The following is a 23,034-nucleotide window of genomic DNA, read 5'->3' as shown; positions in this document are numbered from 1 at the left end:
GCCCGTTAGCCGGACCTGCACGGGCCTGCGGCCTGGTCGACATGGCCCTGTGCCCGAGCCGGCGTGAGCCTGCGTGAGCCCGTGGCTCCACCGGCCCCGCCCGGTTGTGGGCAACTGTTCCGCAAGGGCGGAACGGGTGGGCACAACCCGACCACGGCGATCAGCCGCCCCCTGTCTGTAACCCGGGCCTTTTGGTGGGGGCGCTGATCAGAGGCCTGGGCCTGGTGGGTGCCGTAGGTGCGGGGAGCCTAGGCCCGGCAGGGGGCGCCGTCCGTTGTGCCCACCCGTTCCGCCCCAGCGGAACGATTGCCCACAACGTGGGCCCCGCACGGAGGAATGCGTGCCGCAACGGGGTGGGCACCGTCCCGGCGGATTGCGTGGCCGCAATGGGGGGGAGGGGTCCGTCCCGGGGGCGAGTGTTCGCAGCGGGGGCCGCCGGGAGGGTGGGTATCGCCCCGGCTGAACGATGGCCCGCAACGAGGGTGGGCTCGCCTCGGCGGAGCGAGTGGCCACCACGCGGGTGGGCGCCGGGGGGGCTGTGGGGGTGGGCCCCGCGCGGAGGAATGCGTGCCGCAACGGGGTGGGCTCGGCCCGGCGGATTGCGTGGCCGTAATGGGGGTGGGGTCCGTGCCGGGGGGGGCGAGTGTTCGTAGTGGGGGCCGGCGGGAGGGTGGGTATGGCCCCGGCGGCGGTGAGATGCTGGGGGTCTTGTCGGGTGTGGGAGGTGGGGGGCGTGGTGGAGCGGGTGCGGGTGGTCATCGCGGAGGATTCGGTGCTGCTGCGGGAGGGTCTGACGCGGCTGCTGACGGATCTGGGGCACGAGGTCGTCGCGGGGGTGGGGGACGGCGAGGCGCTGGTGGAGACGGTGGCCGGCCTCGCGGGCGAGGGCGCGCTGCCGGACGTGGTGGTGGCGGACGTGCGGATGCCGCCGACGCACACGGACGAGGGCGTGCGGGCGGCGGTGCGGCTGCGGAAGGAGCACCCGGGACTGGGTGTGCTCGTGTTGTCGCAGTACGTGGAGGAGCAGTACGCCACCGAACTCCTGGCCGGTTCCAGCCGGGGTGTGGGGTATCTGCTGAAGGACCGGGTCGCGGAGGTCCGTGAGTTCGTGGACGCGGTGGTGCGGGTGGCGGGGGGCGGTACGGCCCTGGACCCGGAGGTCGTGCAGCAGCTGCTGGGGCGGAGCCGTCAGCAGGACGTGCTGGCGAACCTGACGCCGCGGGAGCGGGAGGTCCTGGGCCTGATGGCGGAGGGCCGGACGAACTCGGCGATCGCGAAGGCGCTGGTCGTGAGCGACGGCGCGGTGGAGAAGCACATCAGCAACATTTTCCTGAAGCTGGGCCTTTCCCCGAGTGACGGTGATCATCGCCGGGTACTCGCGGTGTTGACGTATCTGAAGTCCTGATCATCTGACACCCTGTCAGATAGCCTGGTCCTAGACCCAAGGGATGAGACGGAATGTGACTTTACGGAACACTCCGGGTGGCGACAGAACGTGACGATTCAGGGCAAGAGGGCGTCTCAAAAAGAGGTCCGTCATACGAGAAGTCCCGGGAGGGACCGCCCTGCCGTCGTAGGGTGGGCCTCGGGACGGGCGGTGATCCACCGGCCGTGTCCCGAGCCTTCTCCCGCCTCCGGCGGAGAGTCCCCTTGCCGCGAGGGAGGTCCAGTTCAGTGACCAGCCAGGTCAGTAGCGAGGCCGGTGAGGCCCTGCTCGGGGAGCAGCGCAGCGCCCCGGCGACGTCGCACCACGGCACCGAGAAGGAAGTGCGCCGGCTCGACCGGGTGATCATCCGCTTCGCGGGCGACTCCGGTGACGGCATGCAGCTCACGGGTGACCGGTTCACCTCGGAGACGGCGTCCTTCGGGAACGACCTCTCCACGCTGCCGAACTTCCCGGCCGAGATCCGGGCACCCGCCGGGACCCTGCCGGGCGTCTCGTCCTTCCAGCTGCACTTCGCCGACCACGACATCCTGACGCCGGGCGACGCCCCGAACGTGCTGGTCGCGATGAACCCCGCCGCTCTGAAGGCCAACATCGGGGACGTACCGCGCGGCGGCGAGATCATCGTCAACACGGACGAGTTCGCCAAGCGCGCCATGGCCAAGGTCGGCTACTCGACCTCGCCCCTGGAAGACGGCTCCCTGGACGCGTACCACGTCCATCCGGTGCCGCTGACGACCCTGACGGTCGAGGCGCTCAAGGAGTTCGGTCTCTCCAGGAAGGAGGCCGAGCGGAGCAAGAACATGTTCGCGCTCGGGCTGCTCTCGTGGATGTACCACCGGCCGACCGAGGGCACCGAGACCTTCCTGCGGCAGAAGTTCGCGAAGAAGCCGCAGATCGCCGAGGCGAACGTGGCCGCCTTCCGGGCCGGCTGGAACTTCGGCGAGACCACCGAGGACTTCGCCGTCTCCTACGAGGTCGCCCCCGCGACCCGGGCCTTCCCCACCGGCACGTACCGCAACATCTCGGGGAACCTGGCCCTCTCCTACGGGCTGATCGCCGCCGGCCGCCAGGCTGACCTGCCGCTCTACCTCGGCTCGTACCCGATCACCCCGGCCTCGGACATCCTGCACGAGCTGTCCAAGCACAAGAACTTCGGCGTGCGCACCTTCCAGGCCGAGGACGAGATCGCCGGCATCGGCGCCGCGCTCGGCGCGGCCTTCGGCGGCTCCCTCGCGGTGACGACGACGTCCGGCCCCGGTGTGGCGCTCAAGTCCGAGACCATCGGCCTGGCCGTCTCCCTGGAGCTGCCGCTGCTGATCGTCGACATCCAGCGCGGCGGCCCGTCCACCGGCCTGCCGACCAAGACCGAGCAGGCCGACCTCCTCCAGGCCATGTACGGCCGCAACGGCGAGGCCCCGGTCCCGGTCGTGGCCCCCAGGACCCCCGCGGACTGCTTCGACGCGGCCCTGGAGGCCGCCCGGATCGCGCTGACCTACCGCACCCCGGTCTTCCTCCTCTCCGACGGCTACCTCGCCAACGGCTCCGAGCCCTGGCGCGTCCCGGACGTCGAGGAGCTCCCCGACCTGCGGACCCTGTTCGCCACCGGCCCGAACCACACGCTCGACGACGGCACCGAGGTCTTCTGGCCGTACAAGCGGGACCCCGAGACCCTCGCCCGCCCCTGGGCCGTGCCCGGCACGCCCGGTCTCGAACACCGCATCGGCGGCATCGAGAAGCAGGACGGCACCGGCAACATCTCGTACGACCCCGCCAACCACGAGTTCATGGTCCGCACCCGCCAGGCCAAGATCGACGGCATCGACGTCCCCGACATCGAGGTCGACGACCCGGACGGCGCGAACACCCTGGTCCTCGGCTGGGGCTCCACCTACGGCCCGATCACGGCGGCCGTCCGCCGCCTCCGGGTCGCCGGCAAGCCCATCGCCCAGGCCCACCTGCGCCACCTCAACCCCTTCCCGAAGAACCTGGGCGAGGTCCTGAAGCGGTACGAGAAGGTCGTCGTCCCCGAGATGAACCTCGGCCAGCTCGCCACCCTCGTCCGGGCGAAGTACCTCGTCGACGCCCGCAGCCACACCCAGGTCAACGGCATGCCGTTCAAGGCCGAGCAGCTCGCCGCCGCCCTCAAGGAGGCCATCGATGCCTGAGCCCACGGAGACCCTGCTCAGCCTGGTCCCCAAGGCCGAGGCGCAGCAGACCATGAAGGACTTCAAGTCCGACCAGGAGGTCCGCTGGTGTCCCGGCTGCGGTGACTACGCGGTGCTCGCCGCCGTCCAGGGCTTCATGCCCGAACTCGGCCTGGCGAAGGAGAACATCGTCTTCGTCTCCGGGATCGGCTGCTCCTCCCGCTTCCCGTATTACATGAACACCTACGGGATGCACTCCATCCACGGCCGCGCCCCGGCCATCGCCACCGGCCTCGCCACCTCCCGCCGCGACCTGTCGGTGTGGGTCGTCACCGGCGACGGCGACGCGCTGTCCATCGGCGGCAACCACCTCATCCACGCGCTCCGCCGCAACGTGAACCTCAAGATCCTGCTCTTCAACAACCGGATCTACGGCCTCACCAAGGGCCAGTACTCCCCCACGTCCGAGGTCGGCAAGATCACCAAGTCGACCCCGATGGGCTCCCTCGACGCCCCCTTCAACCCGGTGTCCCTGGCCCTCGGCGCCGAGGCCTCGTTCGTGGCCCGCACGGTCGACTCCGACCGCAAGCACCTCACCGAGGTCCTCCGCCAGGCCGCCGACCACAACGGCACCGCGCTCGTCGAGATCTACCAGAACTGCAACATCTTCAACGACGGCGCCTTCGAGGTCCTCAAGGACAAGGACCAGGCCCAGGAGGCGGTCATCCGCCTGGAGCACGGGCAGCCCATCCGCTTCGGCGTCGACCACGGCAAGGGCGTCGTCCGCGATCAGGCGACCGGCGACCTCCAGGTCGTCACCGTCACCCCGGAGAACGCGTCGCGGATCCTCGTCCACGACGCCCACTCCACCACCCCCACGACGGCGTTCGCCCTCTCCCGCCTCGCCGACCCCGACACCCTCCACCAGACCCCCATCGGCGTCTTCCGGTCCGTCGAACGGCCGGTCTACGACACGCTGATGGCCGAGCAGCTGGAGACCGCCGTGGAACGCCACGGCAAGGGCGACCTGGGCCAGCTCCTCGCGGGCAACGACACCTGGACGGTCGTCGGCTAGCACGCGTGTACGGCATTGGGGGCCCGGTCCGTGGGCACGGACCGGGCCCCTTTCACGTGGCCTTCGCCGCCGCCTCGTCGAACTTGCCGAGAAAGCGGGGTGCTCCGCCCTTCACCTGCCAGAGGAAGAGGCCGGCGACGGCGATGGGCTTGCTGCTGTCCGCGAGGTTCGTGAACTTCTTGGTGAGCCCCTCATACGGTGTCTGCACGAAACCGTTGCGGACGCCCGCCGCGACCGCCTCGGAATTGTTCGCGGTCGCCAGGCGCAGTGCCTGGAGCGCCCAGTTGGCGAGGTCGTACGCCTCCGTCGCGAACCGGTCCACGGGCGTCGTGCCGGAGAGACCCCAGCGCTTCCGGTAGGCCGCCGCGAACTTCCCCGCCGCGGGAAGCCCGTCGGGGTCGACGTACCCCGTGCCGAAGAACCAGCCCTCGGCGGCCGGGCCGGCAACCGTGAGGAACTCCGGCTGGAGCGCGTACTCGACGCTCCCGCAAGGTCCCCGGTACCCCTGGTCGCGCAGGGCTCGGGCGCACAGGGCGGCCCGGCGCGCCGAGGACCCCGCGAACAGGACACCCTGGGGGTCGGTCGCGAGGGCCGCCCGTACTGCGGGGCCGAAGTCCTCGCTGTCCGCCTCCACGGGGTGCGAGGTCACCCTCGCCCCCTTCGCCGTCGACGGCGGGTACTCCTTCAGGTTCCTGACGAGCAGCCAGCTGTACTGTCCGGCGGCCCGGTCCTCCACGACGGCGGTCCGAAGGGCGTCGTGCTCGGCGAGGTAGCGGACGAAGGGGACCGTCATCATCTGATGGCGGGTCCGCGGCTGGAAGTAGGTGGCCTTGGTCCCCTGGCCCTTGATCCGAGTGGTCGAGACGTCGGCGATGACACTGGCCAACGACATCGCGGCCGAGGCGAGTTCATCGGCGGCAGCCACTGCGGTCGGCTCCGAGGCCGGCCCGAGGACACCCACCAGGCGGGGGTCCTTGAGTAGCTTGGCCGCCCCGGCCTTCGCCCCCTCCGGCTTCCCCCCGTCGTCCTCGACCCGGAGCCGCACGTCGAAGGGCCGGTCGGCGCGGGCGTTGAACTCCTCCACGGCCAGCCGGATGCCGCGCTCCTGCCCCCGTCCGTCCGCCTTGGTGGGGCCGCTCAGGTCGGTGAGGACGCCGATCGTGTAGGAGGCGAGGGGGCCGCCGGTACCGCCCGTTCCCGTGCCCGTACCGCCCGGGGTCCGGGTCAGCAGCCAGGCGGTGAGGCCGCCGGCGCCCGCGACGGCGGCGGCGGAGCCGGCCAGGAGGACGCGGCGGCGCGAGATGCCCGGCGGCGGCTCCTCCTGGGTGAGGAGGGTCGGGTCGGCGACGGGCAGGTCGAGGACGCGGGTGGAGCGCTGGGCGATCAGGGCGGGCAGGCCGGGTGGGAGCCAGTCGCCGGCGGGGCCGTCGGCCTCGCCGAGGGCTGCCCGCACCTCGGCGGCCGTGGGCCGGTCCGCCGGGTCCTTGGCGAGGCAGGCGCCGACCAGCGGGAGGAGGGTGTCGGGTACGGCACCGAGGTCGGGTTCCTCGTGGACGGTGCGGTAGACGACGGCCGCCACCGCGCCCGCGCCGAAGGGCCGTTCGCCGGTGAGGGCGTAGGCGAGGACGCAGCCCAGCGAGAAGACGTCGCTGGCCGGTCCGACCTCGCCGGCGCCGGCGACGCGGGCCTGTTCCGGGGCGAGGAAGCCGGGGGTGCCGATCATGGCGTCGGTGGCGGTCAGGGCGGTCTGCCCGGCGGAGCGGGCGATGCCGAAGTCGATGAGGCGGGGGCCGTCGAGGGCGAGGAGGACGTTGCCGGGTTTGACGTCGCGGTGGACGAGCCCCGCCTCGTGCATGTCGACGAGGGCGGAGGCGAGCCGGGCGCCCAGGGCCCGGACGGTCGCTTCGGGGAGGGCGCCGTGCAGGGCGACGGCCTCGGCGAGCGAGGGGCCGGGGACGTATTCGGTGGCCAGCCAGGGTTCGCGGGCCTCCGGATCGGCGCCGAGGACGCGGACGACCCAGCGGCCGGTGATGCGTTCGGCGGCGCGGGCCTCGCGGCGGAACCGTTCCCGGAAGCCGGGGTCGGCGGCGTGCTCGGCGCGGATGAGTTTGAGGGCGGCGAGCGTTCCGCCGGCGGAACGGGCGAGGTAGACCACGCCCATGCCGCCGGTGCCGAGCCGCGCGAGCAGCCGGTAGCCGGCGAGGGTCGACGGGTCGGCCTTGCGGAGCGGCTGCACGGGTCAGGCCTTCTTGTCGTTCTTGGCGGGCTTGTTCGGCAGCAGGGGTGCGGAGCCGATCGCCTTGTACGCGCCGTTCTGCACGGCGAAGACGAAGGTGCCGCCGAGCGCCAGGTCGCCGAATTCGTTGAAGTTGTATCCGCCCATCGCGCCCTTGTAGTCCTGCTTGCGCAGCGCGGCCCACAGGCCCTTGCGGGCGGGTTTGCCGCCGGCCTTCGCCTGTGCCGTCAGCTGCTCGATGGTCATGGTGGCGACGTCGTACGACTCGCCCGCGTAGTACGCGGGGGCCGTCCCGAACCGCTTGCGGTGGGCGGCGACGAAGGCGGCGGCCGTCTTCTGCGCGGTGGGGTCGGCGACGGGCGCGCACACGAACCAGCCCTCGGCGGCGGCCCCGGCCTGCTTCGGGAAGTCCTGGCCGAAGACGGCCTGGCCGGTGAACCTCGGTCCGGTGAAGCCGAGTTCGGTCAGCGCCCGGGCGGCACGGACGGCGGTCTCCGTGACGCCGCAGTGGACGTACGCGTCGATGCCGGCGTCGATCATCTCGCCGAGCACCCGGCGGTACGCGCCCTCGTCGGCGTGGGCGGGGACGACCCGGAAGTGCGGGGCGATGCCGGCCTGTCCGAAGCCGAAGCGGACGCCGCCGGTGACCTGCCAGCTGTACTGGTCCTCGGTCCGGTCCTCCAGGACTCCGGGGCGGCGGATCGCGGGCAGCAGGGTGGCGGCGAAGGAGAGGTGGGTGCCCGCGCTGATGTGGTTGGGGATGGCGCGCAGGAACGTCTCGTTCCGCGCGGTGCCCGCGCGGAGGGTGAGCAGGTTGTATCCGGCCGAGACCGTGATCAGCGGGATGCCGGCCTCTTCGAAGGCGGGCATGACGGCCTCGGCGACGGCGTCGCTGGTGGGGCCGAGGACGGCCAGGACCCCGGGGTCGGCGGTGAGGGTTCTGGCGGCCGCCAGAGCCCGGGTCGCGTCGCCCCGGTCGTCGACCACCTTGAGGCCGAGCGTGAAGGGCTTGTCCTTGCGGGCGTTGAACTGCTCGACGGCCAGGCGTGCGCCGTTCTCCTGGGCGCGGCCGATCTCCTTGGTCGGCCCGGACAGGTCGGAGAGGACGCCGATGGTCCAGCTGGTGCGGGGCGGGGCGGGCTTCCTGCCGGCCTTGCCGTCCGCCTTGTCGTCGTCCCCGAGCCCCGCCCAGACGGCCGCCGCGCCGCCGCCGACGGCCAGTACGGCGGCTCCCGAGGCGAGCAGCAGGAAGCCGCGTCTGCTCTTCTCCGGGGCGGCGGGGCCGGTGGTGCCGCCGGTCTCGGTGACGTCGATCTCGGGGAGGGCGAGCATCCGGGCGGAGCGTTCGGCGATGGTCCGGACGACGGGTGCGGGAAGCCATTCGGTGCCGTCGCCGGGGCTGTCCTCGACGAGCCGGACGCCGATCTCGGCCGCCGTGGGGCGTCCGGCGGGGTCCTTGGCAAGGCAGGCGCGGACGAGGTCGAGCAGGCCTTCGGGTACGCCGGTGAGGTCGGGTTCGTCGTGGACGGTCCGGTACATCAGGGCGTCGACGGCGCCGGTGCCGAACGGGGGCCGTCCGGTCGCCGCGTACGCGAGGAGGCAGCCGAGGGCGAAGACGTCGGCGGGCGGGCCGATGGCGTCGGTGCGGGCCTCGGCCTGCTCGGGGGCGAGGAAGCCGGGGGTGCCGACGACCATGTCGGTGGCGGTGAGCGCGGTCTCGCCGGTGGCGCGGGCGATGCCGAAGTCGATGAGGCGGGGGCCGTCGACGGCGAGGAGGACGTTGCCGGGCTTGACGTCGCGGTGGACGAGTCCGGCCGCGTGGACGGCGGCGAGGGCGCGGGCGACGGACCAGCCGAGGAGGCGGACGCTCCGCTCGGGCAGCGGTCCGTGCGCGGTGACGGCTTCGCCGAGGGAGGGGCCGGCGACGAAGGCGGTGGCCATCCACGGTTCGGGGGCGTCCGGGTCGGCGCCGGTGACGGGGACGGCCCAGGGGCTGGAGACCCGGCGGGCGGCTTCGACCTCGCGGCGGAAGCGGGCCCGGAAGTCGGGCTGGTCGGCCTGGTCGGCGTGGGTGACCTTGACGGCGGCGAGTTCGCCCGTGGCGGTGCGGCCGAGGTAGACGACGCCCATGCCGCCGGCGCCGAGGCGGCCGAGGAGCCGGTACCCGGCGATGGCCGACGGGTCGGAGGGCAGCAGCGGCTGGAGGGCACCGGGCTCGGGCTGCGGGGTGGTGGGGCTCACTGCTTGACCTCCAGCGCATCCGCGGCGCGTTCGAGCATGGTGACGAGGGCCTGCACCTGTGCCTGGGCGGTGCCGGTGTTCGTGGCGTCGCTCATCTCCTGGTAGCCGGGGGCGCCCTTGACGACGGCGGCGACGGTGACCTGGCCGAGCCGGGACTGGTACCAGGTGTAGGGCTGCTTCCCCTTCACTGCGTCGTTGAGGTAGGAGCCGCCCTCGCGGATCGAGTCGTGGGCGGTGGCGTTGCCGCCGACGCCGAAGGGGTTGCCGAGCGACATGAGTCCGGTGACGCTCTCGCCGTCGCGGAGTTTCTGGTCGGGGCAGTTCAGCGCCTCTTCGAGGGTCGAGGCCATCTCCCAGTCGGCGTCGGACTCGGTGCGGTGCACGGTGACGGTGGCGGCGACCCGCAGGACGCCCTTGCCGCCGGTGGCGGGGAGCTCGCTGTAGGCGGTGACGCTGGCGAGGACGTCCGCGGGGCGGTCGCCGGTCTCCCAGGAGCAGTTGGCGCCGAGGACGGGCCAGTAGTCCGGGTCGCTGAGGTACGGGGTGCGCTTGACGTAGCCCGGGGCCCAGGCGTCGGGCCCGGCGACGACGGCGAGGGCGAGGCGGCGGGCCTCGGCCTCGGTCTTCGGCGCGCGCTCGGGGTCCGGGGTGAAGTCGAGGGCGGTCGGGGTGGGAACGGGGGCGATGGTCGGCGCCTTGGCCGTTCCCGGTGCGGTGCTCGCGCTCGCACTCCCCTTGCCGTCGGGTCTCTCCCCCTCGCCGCCTCCGCTGGTACAGCCGGTAGCGATCAGGCCGCCCGCCAGTACGGCGCAGCAGGCGTGCAGAAGTCTTCGGTCCGCGTACGCCACGGTTCCCCCACGGTCCTCACGGTTTCGCCACGAACAGTGAGGAGATCGTACGGCCAGGCACCGACAACTCGCCTTGGTTACAACATCATTGGGACGGTTCCGTGGCACGCTCGCGACGCGCGGCGTCGTAGCGGGCGCGGGCCTGCTCGACCTCGGGGACGCGGCGGTCGGTCCAGCGGGCGAGCTCCCGGACCTGGCGGGCGGCCTCCTCGCCGAGGGGGGTGAGGGAGTAGTCGACGCGGGGCGGGATGACGGGGTGGGCGTGGCGGTGGACGAAGCCGTCGCGTTCGAGGGTCTGGAGGGTCTGGGTGAGCATCTTCTCGCTGACGCGGCCGACGTGGCGGCGGAGCTCGCTGAAGCGGTAGGAGCGGTCGTGGAGCGCGATGAGGACGAGGACGCCCCAGCGGCTGGTGACGTGCTCCAGGACGAGGCGGGCGGGGCACATGGCGCCGTCGACGTCGGCGAGCAGACCTTGCGGTTCTTTGCTTACTCCCATGCCAGTACCTTACCTCTACACCAGTACCTTACTTCAAGGTGGGTACTTACGAATGGTTAGCGCCCGACGTACGGTGAGTGCATCGCCCACCGCACCCCACGGGAAAAGGAAGCCACGCCATGAGCATCGTCGTCACCGGAGCCACCGGCCAGCTCGGCCGCCTCGTCATCGACGCCCTCCTCGCCACCGTCCCCGCCGAGTCCGTCGCCGCCGTCGTGCGCGACAAGGAGAAGGCGGCCGACCTCGCGGACCGGGGCGTCGAGCTGCGGATCGCCGACTACAGCCGCCCGGAGACGCTGGCGGGGGCCTTCGGGGCCGGTGACCGGGTGCTGCTGATCTCGGGCAGCGAGGTCGGGCAGCGGGTGACGCAGCACGCCGCCGTGATCGACGCGGCCAAGGCGGCGGGGGTGGCCCAGCTCGCGTACACCGGCGTCCTCGGCGGCGACGACGCGGACTTCGACCTGGCGGCCGAGCACAAGGAGACCGAGCGGCTGATCCTCGCCTCGGGCCTGCCGTACACCTTCCTCCGCAACGGCTGGTACACGGAGAACTACACGGCGAACCTCGCGCCGGTGCTGGCCCACGGCGCCGTCGTCGCCAGCGCCGGCGAGGGCCGGATCGCCTCGGCGGCCCGCGCCGACTACGCCGCCGCCGCGGCCGCGGTGCTGACCGGCCCGGCCGAGGAGCACCTGGGCAGGACGTACGAGCTGAGCGGCGACACCGCCTGGTCGCTGACCGAGTACGCGGCCGAGGTCGCCGCGCAGTCCGGCCGGGAGATCACGTACAGCAGCGTCCCCGCCGAGGCGCACCTCGCGATCCTCACCGGCGCCGGCGTCCCGCAGGCCTTCGCCGAGATCCTGGTCGACGTCGACCGGGCCGTCGAGCACGGCGCGCTGGCCGTGCGGACCGGCGACCTGGCCCGCCTGATCGGCCGGCCGACCACCCCGATCGCCGTGACGATCAAGGAAGCGCTGGCCTCCGCCTGACGCCGTCATGACCGTATCGCGGTACGGGCATGACAACCTGCCCCGAGCGGCGCTACCTTCGACAGGACAGCGCGGCGCGGGGCAGGGCAGGAGGTCCGGTGAAGACGGATGACGAAGGACGAGCAGGCTTGCTCTACGGGATCGGCGCCTACGGGATGTGGGGCCTGGTCCCGCTCTTCTGGCCGCTCCTCAAGCCCGCCGGAGCGATCGAGATCCTCGCCCACCGCATGGTGTGGTCGCTGGTCTTCGTCGGGCTCGCGCTGCTCGCGCTCCGCCGCTGGGGCTGGGTCAGGGAGCTCGCGAGCAGTCCGCGCAAGCTCGGCATGATCACCGTGGCGGCCTCCGTCATCACGGTGAACTGGGGCCTCTACATCTGGTCCGTCAACACGGGCCACGTCGTCGAGGCCTCCCTCGGCTACTTCATCAACCCGCTCGTCACCATCGCCCTCGGCGTCCTCGTCCTGAAGGAGCGGCTGCGGCCCGCGCAGTGGGCGGCGGTCGGCGTCGGTCTCGCCGCCGTGCTGGTCCTCGCGATCGGGTACGGCCGGCCGCCGTGGATCTCGCTCACCCTCGCCTTCTCCTTCGCCGTCTACGGCCTGGTGAAGAAGAAGGTCAACATCGGCGGCCTGGAGTCGCTCGCCGCCGAGACCGCCGTCCAGTTCCTGCCCGCCCTCGGCTACCTGGTGTGGCTCGGGTCGCAGGACGGCCTGGCCTTCGGCGCCCACGGCGCGGGCCACACGGCGCTGCTCGCCGCCACCGGCATCGTCACGGCGGTGCCGCTGATCTGCTTCGGGGCGGCGGCCATCCGCGTCCCGCTGTCGACGCTGGGACTGCTCCAGTACCTGGCGCCGACCTTCCAGTTCCTGCTCGGGGTCGTGTACTTCCACGAGGCGATGCCGGCGGAGCGCTGGGCGGGCTTCTCGCTCGTCTGGCTGGCCCTGACGCTCCTCACCTGGGACGCGCTGCGGACGTCCCGGCGGAGCAGGGCCGAGGTCGAGGCGGCGAAGGCCACGGCGGCGGCCGAGGCGGTCGCGGCCGACGCCCCGGCTCCGGTTCCGCCCGCCCGGACGGGCGGCTGACCCGGCCGTCCGGTCTCCGCTCAGGGGGCCAGGAGGTCGTGCTCCCGGATCAGCCAGCAGACGGCGGTCAGCCGCAGGGTCGCGAAGTCGTGGCCGGCGGGCTCGGTCCACTCCGCCTCGGAGAGCCCGTCGGTGAACCCGAGGACGTAGTCGCCGAGCTCCTCGCGCCGGACGGCCCGGCGGCTCCCCGGACCCCGCTGGGCCGGGACCAGGGCGTCGCGCACGGCCGCCGCGTGCTGGTCGACGGCGGCCGCGAGCCCCGGGTCGGAGGCGGCCTCCGAAAGCCGGGGCATGTACGCGGCGGCGACGCCGATCAGCGGACAGCCGGGCGATGCGTTCATCCGTCCAGATTAGGGGCGTACGGGGACGTTCCGGCCGTGACGTCGGTCTCAGCGCGCTCCCCGGGGCCCGGAAATCCGGTGGCCCCGTGCGGCGCCCGCCGCGCACCCTGGGGCCCATGGAAGAACCGAAGTACCGGATCCGGGCGCTCCACACCCCGGACACCGTGACCGTCTACCAGGCCTACCGCCCCGAGATCGGGCTGCCGGCGGCCCGGGACGGGCGCTTTCCGGCCGCGTGGAAGCGGGACCGGATGACGTGGATCAAGCCGTCGTTCCTGTGGATGATGTACCGCTCCGGCTGGGGGGCGAAGGAGGGCCAGGAGACGGTCCTCGCCGTGGAGATCACCCGCGAGGGCTTCGAGTGGGCCCTGCGGAACGCCTGCCTGTCGCACTACGCTCGCGGGTTCCACCCCGACCGGGACACCTGGAAGCGGCGGTTGAGGCAGGCTCCGGCGCGCGTCCAGTGGGACCCGGAGCGCGACCTGCGGCTCCGGCCGCTGCCGTACCGGTCGCTCCAGCTCGGGCTCTCGGGCGAGGCCTCCCGCGCGTACGCGGACGAGTGGACGGTCGGGGTCACCGACGTGACCGCGCTCGCCCACGAGGTCCACGGCCTGGTCCGGGCCGGCGACCCGGAGGCCGCGGGCCGGCTGCTGCCCCGGGAGGAGCCGTATCCGGTGCCCGACGGCCTCCTCGGCCACCTGCTCGTTCAGGAACCGGCGACGGACACCGTGAAGTTGAAGTCGCCGGTGCCGAGCATGCCGTAGAGCCGCAGCCAGAGCTGCACGAGCTGTTCGGTGGCGCGGGCGCTGGACAGGTCGCCGAGGTCGACGATCCGGTCCGCCGGCCAGCCGAAGGAGCCGAGCAGGTCGGCGACGACGGCCTTCGCGGTCGCGTCGTCGCCGCTGACGAAGACGTTGTGGGCGCCGGGGACCCGGCCGGGCTCGACCATGACCGTGTTGGTCATGGTGTTGAGCGTCTTGACGACGCGCGTCTCCGGGAACGCCTTCTGGAGCTGCTCGGCGACGCTTCCGCCGTCGGGCGTGACGACCTTGGGCGGGAAGCCCTCGGAGAAGTCGAGGGCGTTGGACACGTCGACGAGGACCTTGCCCCGCAGCTGGTCGGCGCCCACGGCCTCCAGGACGGCGAGCGAGACGAGGCCGCCGGTCGCGTTCACCACCAGCTCGGCGGGGGCGGCGGCGTCGGCGAACGTGCCGTGCCCGCCGCCGTGTTCCTCCGCCCACTTCACCGCCTCTGCGTTGTCCGCGGTGCGGGAGCCCATCGTGACCTCGTGGCCGAGCGAGACCAGCTTGGTGGCGAGGCGACGACCGACCTCACCCGTTCCCAGTACGGCGATCTGCATGTACGTGCGCTCCTTCGCGGGCGTGTGCACCGGCGGTTCCGGGAGCCCGACCCTACGTCCTGAAGGGCGCGCACGCCGTCCCGTTCCGCCCCGGGACGGGGACGGGTCGCCCGCCGTCCCGCCGGGACGCCGGTTCCCCCGTACGGGACCGGTGCCCCCGCGCCTTGCCGGAGCGCCCTCGGCCCGGGCGAGGGTTATAACGGGTCACATGACAGCGATGCACTGGAAGCTCGTCCTCGACGCCGCCGACCCGCACGCCCAGGCCGCCTTCTGGGCGGCCGCCCTCGGCTACCTGGAAGAGGATCACGACGCCCACATCCGGCGCCTCCTCGACCTCGGGGCCGCCCCCTCCGAGGCGACCCTCACCCTCCACGAGGACACCGACCACGCCCGCCTCGGCTGGCGCGACCTCGCCGCCGTCCGCCACCCCGACGACCCGCACGACCCGGTCACGGGCGGCGGCCTCGGGCGGCGCCTCCTCATCCAGCGCGTCCCCGAGCCCAAGACCACCAAGAACCGCCTCCACCTCGACCTCCACCCGGCCCCCGACACCCGCGACGCGGAGGTCCGGCGCCTCGAAGCCCTCGGCGCCGACGTCCTCCGCCGCGTCGACGAACCCTCCGGCTCCTGGGTCGTCATGACCGACCCCGAGGGCAACGAGTTCTGCGTCCACTGACCCCGTCAGGGCCGCCGCACCTCGAACTGGAAGCACCCGTACTCCACGGCCCGGACGTGCACCAAGGCCACCGCCGGATCCGCGAACGCCTCCGCGAACGCCCCGTCGAACCCTTCGCGCGGTACCTCCGGGAGCTCCAGCAGCCGTCCGCCGACGATCCGGCCGCCGGCGTCGTACCGGCGGACGGTGCGGAGGGCCCCGACCCGCTCGAAGGGGTACGTCCCCGAGGGCGCGGGGCCCCCGCACTCCTCGGCGTGCACGAAGACCGGCCCCTGCTCGTCGTACGCCCCCGGCTCGGCCCCCGTCTCCGCCGCCCACCGCCGCAGCGGCGCGTACGACACGAGGGCGATCCGCTCGCCCGGCACGGACAGCCGCAGGCAGCAGCGCAGCGGGGCCCCGCCCTCGGCGTCCGCGTACGGCACGGGGACGCTCCCGGCGTCGTCGGCCGCCCGCAGCTCGGCGAGGACGGCGGTCGGGACGGGGCGCGCCGCGTACGTGGTCACGGCGCCGGTGCGGGTGGGGCTGCCGGCTTCGGTGTCGGTGGCGCTGTCGATCCGGGTGTCGGTGTCGGTGTCGGTGTCGATGCTCATGCGCCCAGCGTCACGCGCGGCGCCCCCCGCCGCTGGCGCAATTCGGACGCAGCGCTCGGGCGCCTCCGCCGGGCCCGCCGCACCGCCTACGCCCGCCGCACCGCCTGCGCCTCCGCCCGCTCGACCGACGCCCGGCCGTGCACGTGGACCAGGGCGAGGTGGAAGAGCGCCGGGGCCAGCGGGGCCCAGCGGTGGCGGCGTTCCGGGGACAGGAGGTAGCGGGTGACGTCGGCCGTGCGGAAGGGGACGTACTCGATGGTCTCGTGCTCCCACCGGTCCGCGACGCCCCTGCTCATGCGCGCCTGGAGCTGGTCGCCCGTCAGATCGTTCAGGCGCGCGTAGAAGTGGGCGCTCCAGTGGCGCTTGCCCACGTCGAGGACGAAGGCGAGCAGCGTGAGCGTGTACTCGTGCGGCTCGATCGACAGTTCCTCGCGCATGCCCCGGCGGGCGACGGCGTGCAGGTCGGGGGCGTTGCGCCCGGCGGAGTCGATGTGGCGCGAGAGGCCCTCGTTGACGGAGGAGTTCCAGAGTCCCGGCGCCATCCGGACGCGCTCGCTGCGACGGCTCACGACCAGGAGGTGGTCGGCGGTGACGACGGCGACGTTGGCGGCGAAGCTGCACTGGAGGAACGCGGGCGCGGTGAGCGGCGCGTCCGGGTCGAGGTAGCGGCCGCGCGGGGTGGTGCCGTCCGGGAGGCGCCGGTCGAGCTGCTGGGCGGCGAGGAAGGTGTAGTAGTCGGTGGGCCTCAGCCGCAGGTGGACCTCGGACTGCTCGTCGAGGGCGGTACGGGTGACTTCGAGGGACTCGACGGCGTACCGGGGTCCGTTCCAGACGGGCCGGCGCTCGCCGGCTTCGGCGGCGCGGTCCTCCTCGGCCTCGATCTCGGCGCGCCAGCCCGCCATCTCCGCCGGCAACTCGACTTCCCCGTCGAGCACTTGGACGTGGACGGATTCGGCGGCGATGGCGCGGTCGCCGTCCCCCTCGACGATGAGCGCGGGGGTGTGCAGCGGCCCGAGGGAGAACGTGCCCCAGGCGCGGCCCTGTTCCTGCCGGTAGGTGAGGCTGCGGACGACGCCGGCGGAGCGTCGGCGGACCTTGAACCACAGGTCCTGGGTCCACTGCTGGAAGAGGGTCGCGAAGACGACGCCGAGAACAGCGCCGACGATTCCGTTGCCGAGGTCTATTCCGTCCACGGGCAGCAGCGTAGGTCATGTCCACGTCCTGTCCGCTGAGCGAACGCACCTGACCGGTTTCCGCTCTTGACGGGAAGTCAAATTCTCACTGAACATTCAGCACGCACAGCAGAACAACTGAACACCGCACATGCACTCGCACAGCTCCAGCGCCTCGTGGCACCCAAGCCCGAGGCGTCTCGCACGTTCCGTCCCATCCCCGTTCGGAATCCGGAGCCCCCACAGATGAACATCTCCGTACCCAGACGTCTCACCGCGGCCGCCGCCCTCGCGGCGCTCGCCCTCGGCGGTCTCACCGGGACCGCGTCCGCCGGTTCGCAGGCGGCCGCCGCCGCGCCCGACATCCCGCTGGCCAACGTCAAGCAGCACTTGGCGGACCTCCAGTCGATAGCCACCGCCAACGGCGGCAACCGCGCCCACGGCCGTACCGGCTACAAGGCGTCGATCGACTTCGTGAAGGCCAAGCTGGACGCGGCCGGCTACACGACGACCCTGCAGACCTTCACCTCCAGCGGAGCCACCGGCTACAACCTGATAGCCGACTGGCCGGGCGGTGACCCGAACCAGGTCCTGATGGCCGGTTCGCACCTCGACTCGGTGACCTCGGGTCCCGGGATCAACGACAACGGCTCCGGCTCCGCGGCCGTCCTGGAGACGGCGCTCGCCGTGTCCCGCGCCGGCTACCAGCCCACCAAGCACCTGCGGTTCGGCTGGTGGGGCGCGGAGGAGCTCGGGCTCATCGGCTCCAAGTACTACGTCAACAACCTGCCGTCCACCGAGCGTGCGAAGGTCAAGGGCTACCTGAACTTCGACATGATCGGCTCGCCGAACCCGGGCTACTTCGTCTACGACGACGACCCCACGATCGAGCAGACCTTCAAGGACTACTTCGCCGGGCTCGGCATCCCCACGGAGATCGAGACCGAGGGCGACGGCCGCTCCGACCACGCCCCGTTCAAGAACGTGGGCATCCCGGTCGGCGGGCTCTTCACCGGCGCCGACTACATCAAGACGGCGGCCCAGGCGCAGAAGTGGGGCGGCACCTCCGGTCAGGCCTTCGACCGCTGCTACCACTCGTCCTGCGACACGGCGGCGAACATCAACGACACCGCCCTCGACCGCAACAGCGACGCCATCGCGCACGCGATCTGGACGCTGTCCGGGACCACCACCACGCCGCCGACCGGCACGGTCTTCGAGAACTCGGCCGACGTCTCCGTCCCGGACAACGGCGTCGCGGTCACCTCGACGGTCAACGTCACCGGCATCACCGGCAACGCCCCGAGCAACCTCGCCGTCGGCGTGGACATCATCCACACCTACCGCGGTGACCTGGTCGTCGACCTCATCGCCCCCGACGGCTCGGTCTACAGCCTCTCCAACCGCTCCGGCGGCAGCGCCGACAACATCCAGCAGACGTTCACCGTGAACGCCTCCACCGAGGTCGCCAACGGCGCCTGGAAGCTCCGCGTCCAGGACAAGGCCGCCATCGACACCGGCTACATCAACAACTTCAAGCTGACGTTCCCGTAGAGAAGAAGCTCCCGGGTGGGTCGGTGACCATCGCCCCCGACCCGCCCGGGGTCCCAACCAGGCCGCTACTTGCCGGAGTCGGCCGCGGCCACCAGCGCGTCCTTGGTCACCGCGCCGACGTAGACCCGGCCGTCGTCGGTGAGGAGCGCGTTCACCAGCTTCGTCTTGAAGACGGTGCCGGAGCCGAACTTGCCGGTGACCTTGTCGCCGAGGGAGTCCAGGAAGCCCTGGATCTCCTTCGGCGCTTCGTCCGTCGTGGGCGCCGGGGCGCCGGTGTCGAACTTCGCGATCGTCGTCCAGCCCTCGCCGATGACGTTCGGGCCGCCGGTGGCCCCGCCGAGGCCCGGGAAGCCGTCCTTGAGGCCTTCGAGGCCCTCGGGGAGCCCGTCGCCGGAGTCGGCGGCGTCCGCGCCCTCCTCCGCCGCGCCCTCCGTCACCTTCGCGCCCTTCGGCGCCTTGAAGGTGAACTCCGACGCCGCCGGCTTGCCGAAGTCGACCTTCGTGAAGCCCGCGTCGACGACGGGCTTGCCGCCCTCGACCGAGGAGAGGGTGAACTTCAGCGGGGTGCCGTTCGCCGCGTCCACCGCGATCTTCACCGATTCGACCGTGGAACCGGCCTGCTTCGGCTTGATCACCAGCTGGTACGCGTCCCGGCCGGCCACCTTCGCCGTACCGCCGACGGTGATCGACGTGGTGTCGCCGGCGGCCTTCAGGACCTCGTCCGCGAGCTCCTTGGGCGTGCCGGGGAGGTGCTCGTCCGCCTCGGGGGCGCCGGACGCGTCCTTCTCGTGGAAGACCTCGTTCGACTTGCTGTCGTAGCCCCAGACGTCGTCGCCGTTGTGGATGAGGCTGTACTCGTCGGAGCCGTCGAGCAGGGTGAGCCGCTGGCGCTCGGGGCCGTCCGCCGCGACGCGCAGCGTGTGGGTGCCCGAGACGAGCTCGGTGAGCTTCTCCGCGGGGTCCGCGGACCCGGAGCCGGCGCCGCCGCCGATGCCGGCCAGACCGCCGAGGGACGGCAGGCCCAGATCGGTGGAGACGCGGAACGTGCCGGACAGGGTCTGGGTGTCCGAGGCGGCGATCTTCTCGATGAGCTGCTGTGCCGTGATCTCCGGCAGGTCCGGGTCGCCGGACGCCGCGAGGGCCGGTACGAGGCCGATGGTCGCCGCGGCCACTCCGGCCACCGCGACCGGGACGATGTACCGGCTCGCCTTGCGACGGGTCTCGCTACGAACTTCGTTCGCTGCCATGGTCTCCGCTACCTCCGTGCGCCCTGGTGTGGTCGATGTCTCCATCTGACCAAACCGGGGACGCGGAATCGTCAGACCCCGGGATCAACCTGGCGTACTGCTTCGGGATGACCCGACCCCGAGAAGCCCTAGCCCGCGCGGTGGACCACCGCGTCGCACATCTCCGCGAGGGCCGCCTTGGCGTAGCAGTCGGGCAGCGGCTCCAGCATGGCGCGCGCCTCCTCCGCGTACCGCACGGTGTCGCGGCGGGCCTGCTCCAGGGCGGGGTGGGCGCGCAACCGGCGCAGGACCTCGGCGTGCCGGGCGTCGTCCGTGAGGTCGCCGTCCACGAGCGCGACGAGTTCGACGTCCTCGGGGCGGCCGTGGGCGGCGGCCGCGGCCCGCAGGCGCAGGACGGGCAGGGTGGGGATGCCCTCGCGGAGGTCGGTGCCGGGGGTCTTGCCGGACTCGTGGGAGTCGGAGGCGATGTCGAGGACGTCGTCGGCGAGCTGGAAGGCGACGCCGAGCCGCTCGCCGTACTGGGTGAGGATGTCGACGACGGACTCGTCGGCGCCGGACATCATGGCGCCGAAGCGGCAGGAGACGGCGACGAGGGAGCCGGTCTTGCCGCCGAGGACGTCGAGGTAGTGGTCGACGGGGTCGCGGCCGTCGGTCGGGCCCGCGGTCTCCAGGATCTGGCCGGTCACCAGGCGTTCGAACGCCTCGGACTGGATGCGTACGGCCTCGGGGCCGAGGTCCGCGAGCGTGTGCGAGGCGCGGGCGAAGAGGAAGTCACCCGTGAGGACGGCGATCGAGTTGCCCCAGCGGGTGTTGGCGCTGTCGACGCCGCGCCGGACGTCGGCCTCGTCCATGACGTCGTCGTGGTAGAGCGTGGCCAGGTGGGTGAGTTCGACGACCACGGCGGACGGCACCACGCCCGGGGCGTAGGGGTCGCCGAACTGGGCGGCGAGCATCACGAGCAGGGGGCGGAACCGCTTGCCGCCGGCGAGCACGAGGTGCTGCGCGGCCTCCGTGATGAAGGGGACATCGCTCTTGGTGGCGTCCAGGAGGCCCGCCTCCACAGCCGCCAAACCGGTCTGGACATCGGCCTCAAGAGCCTGGTCCCGCACGCTAAGACCGAACGGCCCGACGACGGTCACGAGGGGGTCTCCTGTCTGCTGACGCCTGCTGACGATCACATGGATTGTCGATGTGTCGCTGGATGCACTCCAGCCAGCGTATCCGGTCACCTTTCGATCACCGTGGGCGCCTTCCCGTCACCCCCGGTATGTTCGTGATCAGCTGATACGAGCAGGAGTAGGCGTTTTGTCCCGAACAGCGATCGACACCGAGACGAACGGGGAGCGGCCGCCCCCCGAGGACGTGGTGGAGGGCGGCAGCCGTCACCCGGCCGGGCGCACGCACGCCGCCGCGTTCGCCCTCGCCCCGGCCGCCCCGCGCCGGGCGGTCCTACTCGGCCTCGCCCTGGCGCCCTGGCGCCCTGGCCGCACCGCACCATGCACCCCGTCCACTAGGGAGCCGTGATGAAGATCCGTACCGACTTCCCGTACGAGACCCGCCACGAGGACGTCCGCATCCCCCTCCCGGACGGCACCCGGCTGTACGCGCGCGTGTGGCGCCCGCTCACCGAGGACCCCGTACCGGCGCTCCTCGAATACCTGCCGTACCGCCTCACCGACTGGACCGCGCCCCGGGACTGGCAGCGCCACCCCTGGTACGCGGGACACGGGTACGCGTCCGTACGCGTCGACGTCCGCGGCCACGGCAACAGCGACGGCCTGCCCGGCGACGAGTACGACGCGGTCGAGCTCGCCGACGGGGTGGCGGTGGTGAACTGGCTCGCCGAGCAGGAGTGGTGCACCGGCAAGGTCGGCATGTTCGGCATCTCCTGGGGCGGCGTCAACGCGCTCCAGGTCGCCGCCCTCGCCCCCGAACCCCTCAAGGCGATCGTCACCGTCTGCTCCACCGACGACCGCTATGACAACGACGTGCACTACATGGGCGGCTCGGTCCTCGGCGTCGACATGCACGCCTGGTCGGCCACCATGCTCGCCTTCGTCGCCCGCCCGCCGGACCCGCGGTACGTCGGCGACGAGTGGCGCGACATGTGGCTGCGGCGCCTGGAGACCGTGAAGCCCCTCGTGCACACCTGGCTCGCCCACCAGACCCGGGACGCGTACTGGAAGCACGGCAGCGTCTGCGAGGACTACGGGGCGGTCCGCGCCGCCGTCCTCGCCGTCGGCGGCTGGCACGACCCCTACCGGGACACCGTCCTGCGGCTCGCCCGGCACCTCCCCCAGGACCGGGTGCGCGGCATCATCGGCCCCTGGTCCCACCAGTACCCCGACCGCGGCCTGCCGCCCGGCCCCGCCATCGGCTTCCTCCAGGAGACCCTGCGCTGGTGGGACCACCACCTCAAGGGCGTCGAGAACGACGTGATGGCCGAGCCGCTGCTGCGCTCCTGGATCAGCGAGTCGCACCGGCCCGCCACGGTCTACGAGGAGCTGCCGGGCCGCTGGGTCGCCGACCCGTCCTGGCCTTCCCCGCACGTCACACCCGTCACGTACGCCTTCCAGGGGCCGCCCGTGGTCGTCGACTCGCCCCAGCAGACCGGACTCGACGCGGGCCGCTTCTTCCCCTTCGGCAACGACGCGGACCTGCCGCCCGACCAGCGCGACGAGGACGCCCACTCGGCCTGCTTCGACTTCCCCGTACCCGAGGACGGCGGCCCCATCGAGATCCTCGGCCGCCCGTCCGTCAGCCTCGCCCTGCGCACGGCCGCGCCCACCGGGCAGGTGATCGCCCGGCTCTGCGACATCGCCCCCGACGGCTCCTCCACCCTCGTGACCCGCGGCGCGCTGAACTTCTCCGCCCGCTACGGCCGCGACCGGGCCGTGGAGGCCCAGATCGGCGAGACGGAGAGCTTCGTCTTCGAGCTCAACGGCATCGGGCACACCTTCCCGCCCGGCCACCGGGTCCGCCTCGCCGTCTCCTCCACCTACTGGCCGTGGATCTGGCCCCAGCCGGACGCGGCCGGCTTCACCCTCGACCCGGCGGGCTCGAACCTCACCCTGCCGGTCCGCGCCCACACCGACGACGCCGTCCAGTGGGAGGAACCGGAGCAGGCGGAGCCGCTCGGCGTCGTCCACCCCCGCACCCTGGAGGAGGAGCGCCCCGAGCGGGTGGTCGTCCGGGACGTCGCCAAGGGCGAGTGGCGGCTCGACGTCGACCCCCGGTACGGCGGCACGCGCGTGTACCCCGACGGCCTGGAGTTCACCGAGGACGCCGTGGAGACGTACACGATCGACGAGAGCGGCCCGCTGTCCGCCCGTACCCGCTCCGAGTGGTCGATCCGGCTCCACCGGCCCGAACTCGCCTGGGACTGCACGGTCGAGACCCGCTCGGAGATCTCCTGCGACGCGGACGCCTTCTTCACCGTCGACGAACTGGTCTGCAAGCAGGGCGGCGAGGTCGTCTTCCACCGCACCTGGGAGGAACGGATCCCCCGCACGGCGGGCTGAGCACGCGGAAGGGCCCGCACC

At 72.5% G+C, this 23,034-nt stretch carries 20 protein-coding genes; 10 read left to right on the top strand and 10 right to left on the bottom strand.

The features are described 5' to 3' along the window. The first annotated feature begins 745 nt into the window (after window positions 1-745). From MRBLMG1_RS31920 to MRBLMG1_RS31910, 3 genes are all read left to right on the top strand, one after another. On the top strand, window positions 746-1,405 hold the full coding sequence (locus MRBLMG1_RS31920; protein ID WP_367827758.1) for a LuxR C-terminal-related transcriptional regulator: 660 nt from the start codon (window positions 746-748) through the stop codon (window positions 1,403-1,405). Window positions 1,406-1,674: 269 nt separating this feature from the next. Next, window positions 1,675-3,612, top strand: a complete 1,938-nt coding sequence (locus MRBLMG1_RS31915) for a 2-oxoacid:acceptor oxidoreductase subunit alpha (protein WP_367827647.1) — start codon at window positions 1,675-1,677, stop codon at window positions 3,610-3,612. Continuing rightward, entirely contained in the window at window positions 3,605-4,666 is a 1,062-nt protein-coding gene (locus tag MRBLMG1_RS31910) for a 2-oxoacid:ferredoxin oxidoreductase subunit beta (RefSeq protein WP_367827646.1), read from the top strand. The genes MRBLMG1_RS31915 and MRBLMG1_RS31910 overlap by 8 nt, the downstream gene beginning before the upstream one ends. A gap of 52 nt (window positions 4,667-4,718) precedes the next feature. Here MRBLMG1_RS31910 and MRBLMG1_RS31905 read toward each other — a convergent pair whose 3' ends face one another. The 4 genes from MRBLMG1_RS31905 to MRBLMG1_RS31890 all read right to left on the bottom strand — a co-directional run bounded on the left by MRBLMG1_RS31905 (window position 4,719) and on the right by MRBLMG1_RS31890 (window position 10,487). Then, complete coding sequence (locus tag MRBLMG1_RS31905) at window positions 4,719-6,902, bottom strand: bifunctional serine/threonine-protein kinase/ABC transporter substrate-binding protein (RefSeq protein WP_367827645.1); 2,184 nt, start codon at window positions 6,900-6,902, stop codon at window positions 4,719-4,721. A gap of 3 nt (window positions 6,903-6,905) precedes the next feature. Next, window positions 6,906-9,143: a bifunctional serine/threonine-protein kinase/ABC transporter substrate-binding protein gene (locus MRBLMG1_RS31900; protein WP_367827644.1), complete on the bottom strand. Its 2,238-nt coding sequence runs from the start codon at window positions 9,141-9,143 to the stop codon at window positions 6,906-6,908. Continuing rightward, the gene (locus MRBLMG1_RS31895) at window positions 9,140-9,991 is read right to left on the bottom strand and encodes a hypothetical protein (protein ID WP_367827643.1); all 852 of its coding nucleotides are present in this window, start codon (window positions 9,989-9,991) and stop codon (window positions 9,140-9,142) included. Before MRBLMG1_RS31895 ends, MRBLMG1_RS31900 begins: the two co-directional genes overlap by 4 nt. Before the next feature lie 85 nt (window positions 9,992-10,076). Then, window positions 10,077-10,487: a winged helix-turn-helix transcriptional regulator gene (locus tag MRBLMG1_RS31890; protein WP_367827642.1), complete on the bottom strand. Its 411-nt coding sequence runs from the start codon at window positions 10,485-10,487 to the stop codon at window positions 10,077-10,079. Between the two features lie 119 nt (window positions 10,488-10,606). On the opposite strand from MRBLMG1_RS31890, the gene MRBLMG1_RS31885 reads away from it, so the two are divergent. Next, window positions 10,607-11,473, top strand: a complete 867-nt coding sequence (locus tag MRBLMG1_RS31885; RefSeq protein ID WP_367827641.1) for an NmrA family NAD(P)-binding protein — start codon at window positions 10,607-10,609, stop codon at window positions 11,471-11,473. 98 nt (window positions 11,474-11,571) lie between these two features. Next, on the top strand, window positions 11,572-12,552 hold the full coding sequence (gene rarD / locus MRBLMG1_RS31880) for an EamA family transporter RarD (RefSeq protein WP_367827640.1): 981 nt from the start codon (window positions 11,572-11,574) through the stop codon (window positions 12,550-12,552). A 20-nt stretch (window positions 12,553-12,572) separates the two neighbouring features. Here the strand turns inward: rarD and MRBLMG1_RS31875 are convergent, their stop codons facing one another. Further along, window positions 12,573-12,893, bottom strand: a complete 321-nt coding sequence (locus MRBLMG1_RS31875) for a DUF6401 family natural product biosynthesis protein (protein WP_367827639.1) — start codon at window positions 12,891-12,893, stop codon at window positions 12,573-12,575. 116 nt (window positions 12,894-13,009) lie between these two features. Here MRBLMG1_RS31875 and MRBLMG1_RS31870 point away from each other — a divergent pair, with 116 nt between their 5' ends. After that, a complete protein-coding gene (locus tag MRBLMG1_RS31870; RefSeq protein ID WP_367827638.1) occupies window positions 13,010-13,657 on the top strand; it encodes a DUF4291 domain-containing protein in 648 nt (215 codons plus the stop codon). Here MRBLMG1_RS31870 and MRBLMG1_RS31865 read toward each other — a convergent pair. Further along, window positions 13,600-14,253, bottom strand: a complete 654-nt coding sequence (locus MRBLMG1_RS31865; protein WP_367827637.1) for an NADPH-dependent F420 reductase — start codon at window positions 14,251-14,253, stop codon at window positions 13,600-13,602. The genes MRBLMG1_RS31870 and MRBLMG1_RS31865 overlap by 58 nt on opposite strands. Window positions 14,254-14,470: 217 nt before the next feature. On the opposite strand from MRBLMG1_RS31865, the gene MRBLMG1_RS31860 reads away from it, so the two are divergent. Next, window positions 14,471-14,929 (top strand): VOC family protein, encoded by a 459-nt coding sequence (locus MRBLMG1_RS31860; RefSeq protein ID WP_367827757.1) that lies wholly within the window; start codon window positions 14,471-14,473, stop codon window positions 14,927-14,929. Between the two features lie 5 nt (window positions 14,930-14,934). Here the strand turns inward: MRBLMG1_RS31860 and MRBLMG1_RS31855 are convergent, their stop codons facing one another. Next, a complete protein-coding gene (locus tag MRBLMG1_RS31855; RefSeq protein WP_367827756.1) occupies window positions 14,935-15,432 on the bottom strand; it encodes a DUF1203 domain-containing protein in 498 nt (165 codons plus the stop codon). A 173-nt stretch (window positions 15,433-15,605) separates the two neighbouring features. Beyond that, window positions 15,606-16,712, bottom strand: coding sequence for a hypothetical protein (locus tag MRBLMG1_RS31850; RefSeq protein ID WP_367827636.1), 1,107 nt, complete (start codon window positions 16,710-16,712; stop codon window positions 15,606-15,608). Window positions 16,713-16,937: 225 nt separating this feature from the next. Here MRBLMG1_RS31850 and MRBLMG1_RS31845 point away from each other — a divergent pair, with 225 nt between their 5' ends. Beyond that, entirely contained in the window at window positions 16,938-18,245 is a 1,308-nt protein-coding gene (locus MRBLMG1_RS31845) for a M28 family metallopeptidase (RefSeq protein ID WP_367827635.1), read from the top strand. Between the two features lie 65 nt (window positions 18,246-18,310). Here MRBLMG1_RS31845 and MRBLMG1_RS31840 read toward each other — a convergent pair whose 3' ends face one another. Beyond that, window positions 18,311-19,492 (bottom strand): LolA family protein, encoded by a 1,182-nt coding sequence (locus MRBLMG1_RS31840; RefSeq protein ID WP_367827634.1) that lies wholly within the window; start codon window positions 19,490-19,492, stop codon window positions 18,311-18,313. Window positions 19,493-19,620: 128 nt separating this feature from the next. Next, window positions 19,621-20,631, bottom strand: a complete 1,011-nt coding sequence (locus tag MRBLMG1_RS31835) for a polyprenyl synthetase family protein (protein ID WP_367827633.1) — start codon at window positions 20,629-20,631, stop codon at window positions 19,621-19,623. A gap of 166 nt (window positions 20,632-20,797) precedes the next feature. On the opposite strand from MRBLMG1_RS31835, the gene MRBLMG1_RS31830 reads away from it, so the two are divergent. Both MRBLMG1_RS31830 and MRBLMG1_RS31825 read left to right on the top strand, forming a co-directional pair. After that, window positions 20,798-21,016, top strand: coding sequence for a hypothetical protein (locus MRBLMG1_RS31830; protein WP_367827632.1), 219 nt, complete (start codon window positions 20,798-20,800; stop codon window positions 21,014-21,016). Then, the gene (locus MRBLMG1_RS31825) at window positions 21,016-23,013 is read left to right on the top strand and encodes a CocE/NonD family hydrolase (protein ID WP_367827631.1); all 1,998 of its coding nucleotides are present in this window, start codon (window positions 21,016-21,018) and stop codon (window positions 23,011-23,013) included. The genes MRBLMG1_RS31830 and MRBLMG1_RS31825 overlap by 1 nt, the downstream gene beginning before the upstream one ends. Window positions 23,014-23,034 lie beyond the last annotated feature (21 nt).

This window comes from Streptomyces sp. LMG1-1-1.1 (assembly GCF_040815545.1).
GTDB lineage: Bacteria > Actinomycetota > Actinomycetes > Streptomycetales > Streptomycetaceae > Streptomyces.
Note: the sequence above shows the minus strand (reverse complement) of the source record. Positions and strands in the feature narration are given on the sequence as shown.

Coding starts and splice junctions, on each gene's coding strand:
- MRBLMG1_RS31865 (WP_367827637.1), bottom strand. CDS start 14,253: ATGCAGATCGCCGTACTGGGAACGGGTGAGGTCGGTCGTCGCCTCGCC.
- MRBLMG1_RS31845 (WP_367827635.1), top strand. CDS start 16,938: ATGAACATCTCCGTACCCAGACGTCTCACCGCGGCCGCCGCCCTCGCG.
- MRBLMG1_RS31840 (WP_367827634.1), bottom strand. CDS start 19,492: ATGGCAGCGAACGAAGTTCGTAGCGAGACCCGTCGCAAGGCGAGCCGG.
- MRBLMG1_RS31885 (WP_367827641.1), top strand. CDS start 10,607: ATGAGCATCGTCGTCACCGGAGCCACCGGCCAGCTCGGCCGCCTCGTC.
- MRBLMG1_RS31910 (WP_367827646.1), top strand. CDS start 3,605: ATGCCTGAGCCCACGGAGACCCTGCTCAGCCTGGTCCCCAAGGCCGAG.
- MRBLMG1_RS31875 (WP_367827639.1), bottom strand. CDS start 12,893: ATGAACGCATCGCCCGGCTGTCCGCTGATCGGCGTCGCCGCCGCGTAC.
- MRBLMG1_RS31890 (WP_367827642.1), bottom strand. CDS start 10,487: ATGGGAGTAAGCAAAGAACCGCAAGGTCTGCTCGCCGACGTCGACGGC.
- MRBLMG1_RS31860 (WP_367827757.1), top strand. CDS start 14,471: ATGCACTGGAAGCTCGTCCTCGACGCCGCCGACCCGCACGCCCAGGCC.
- MRBLMG1_RS31870 (WP_367827638.1), top strand. CDS start 13,010: ATGGAAGAACCGAAGTACCGGATCCGGGCGCTCCACACCCCGGACACC.
- MRBLMG1_RS31825 (WP_367827631.1), top strand. CDS start 21,016: ATGAAGATCCGTACCGACTTCCCGTACGAGACCCGCCACGAGGACGTC.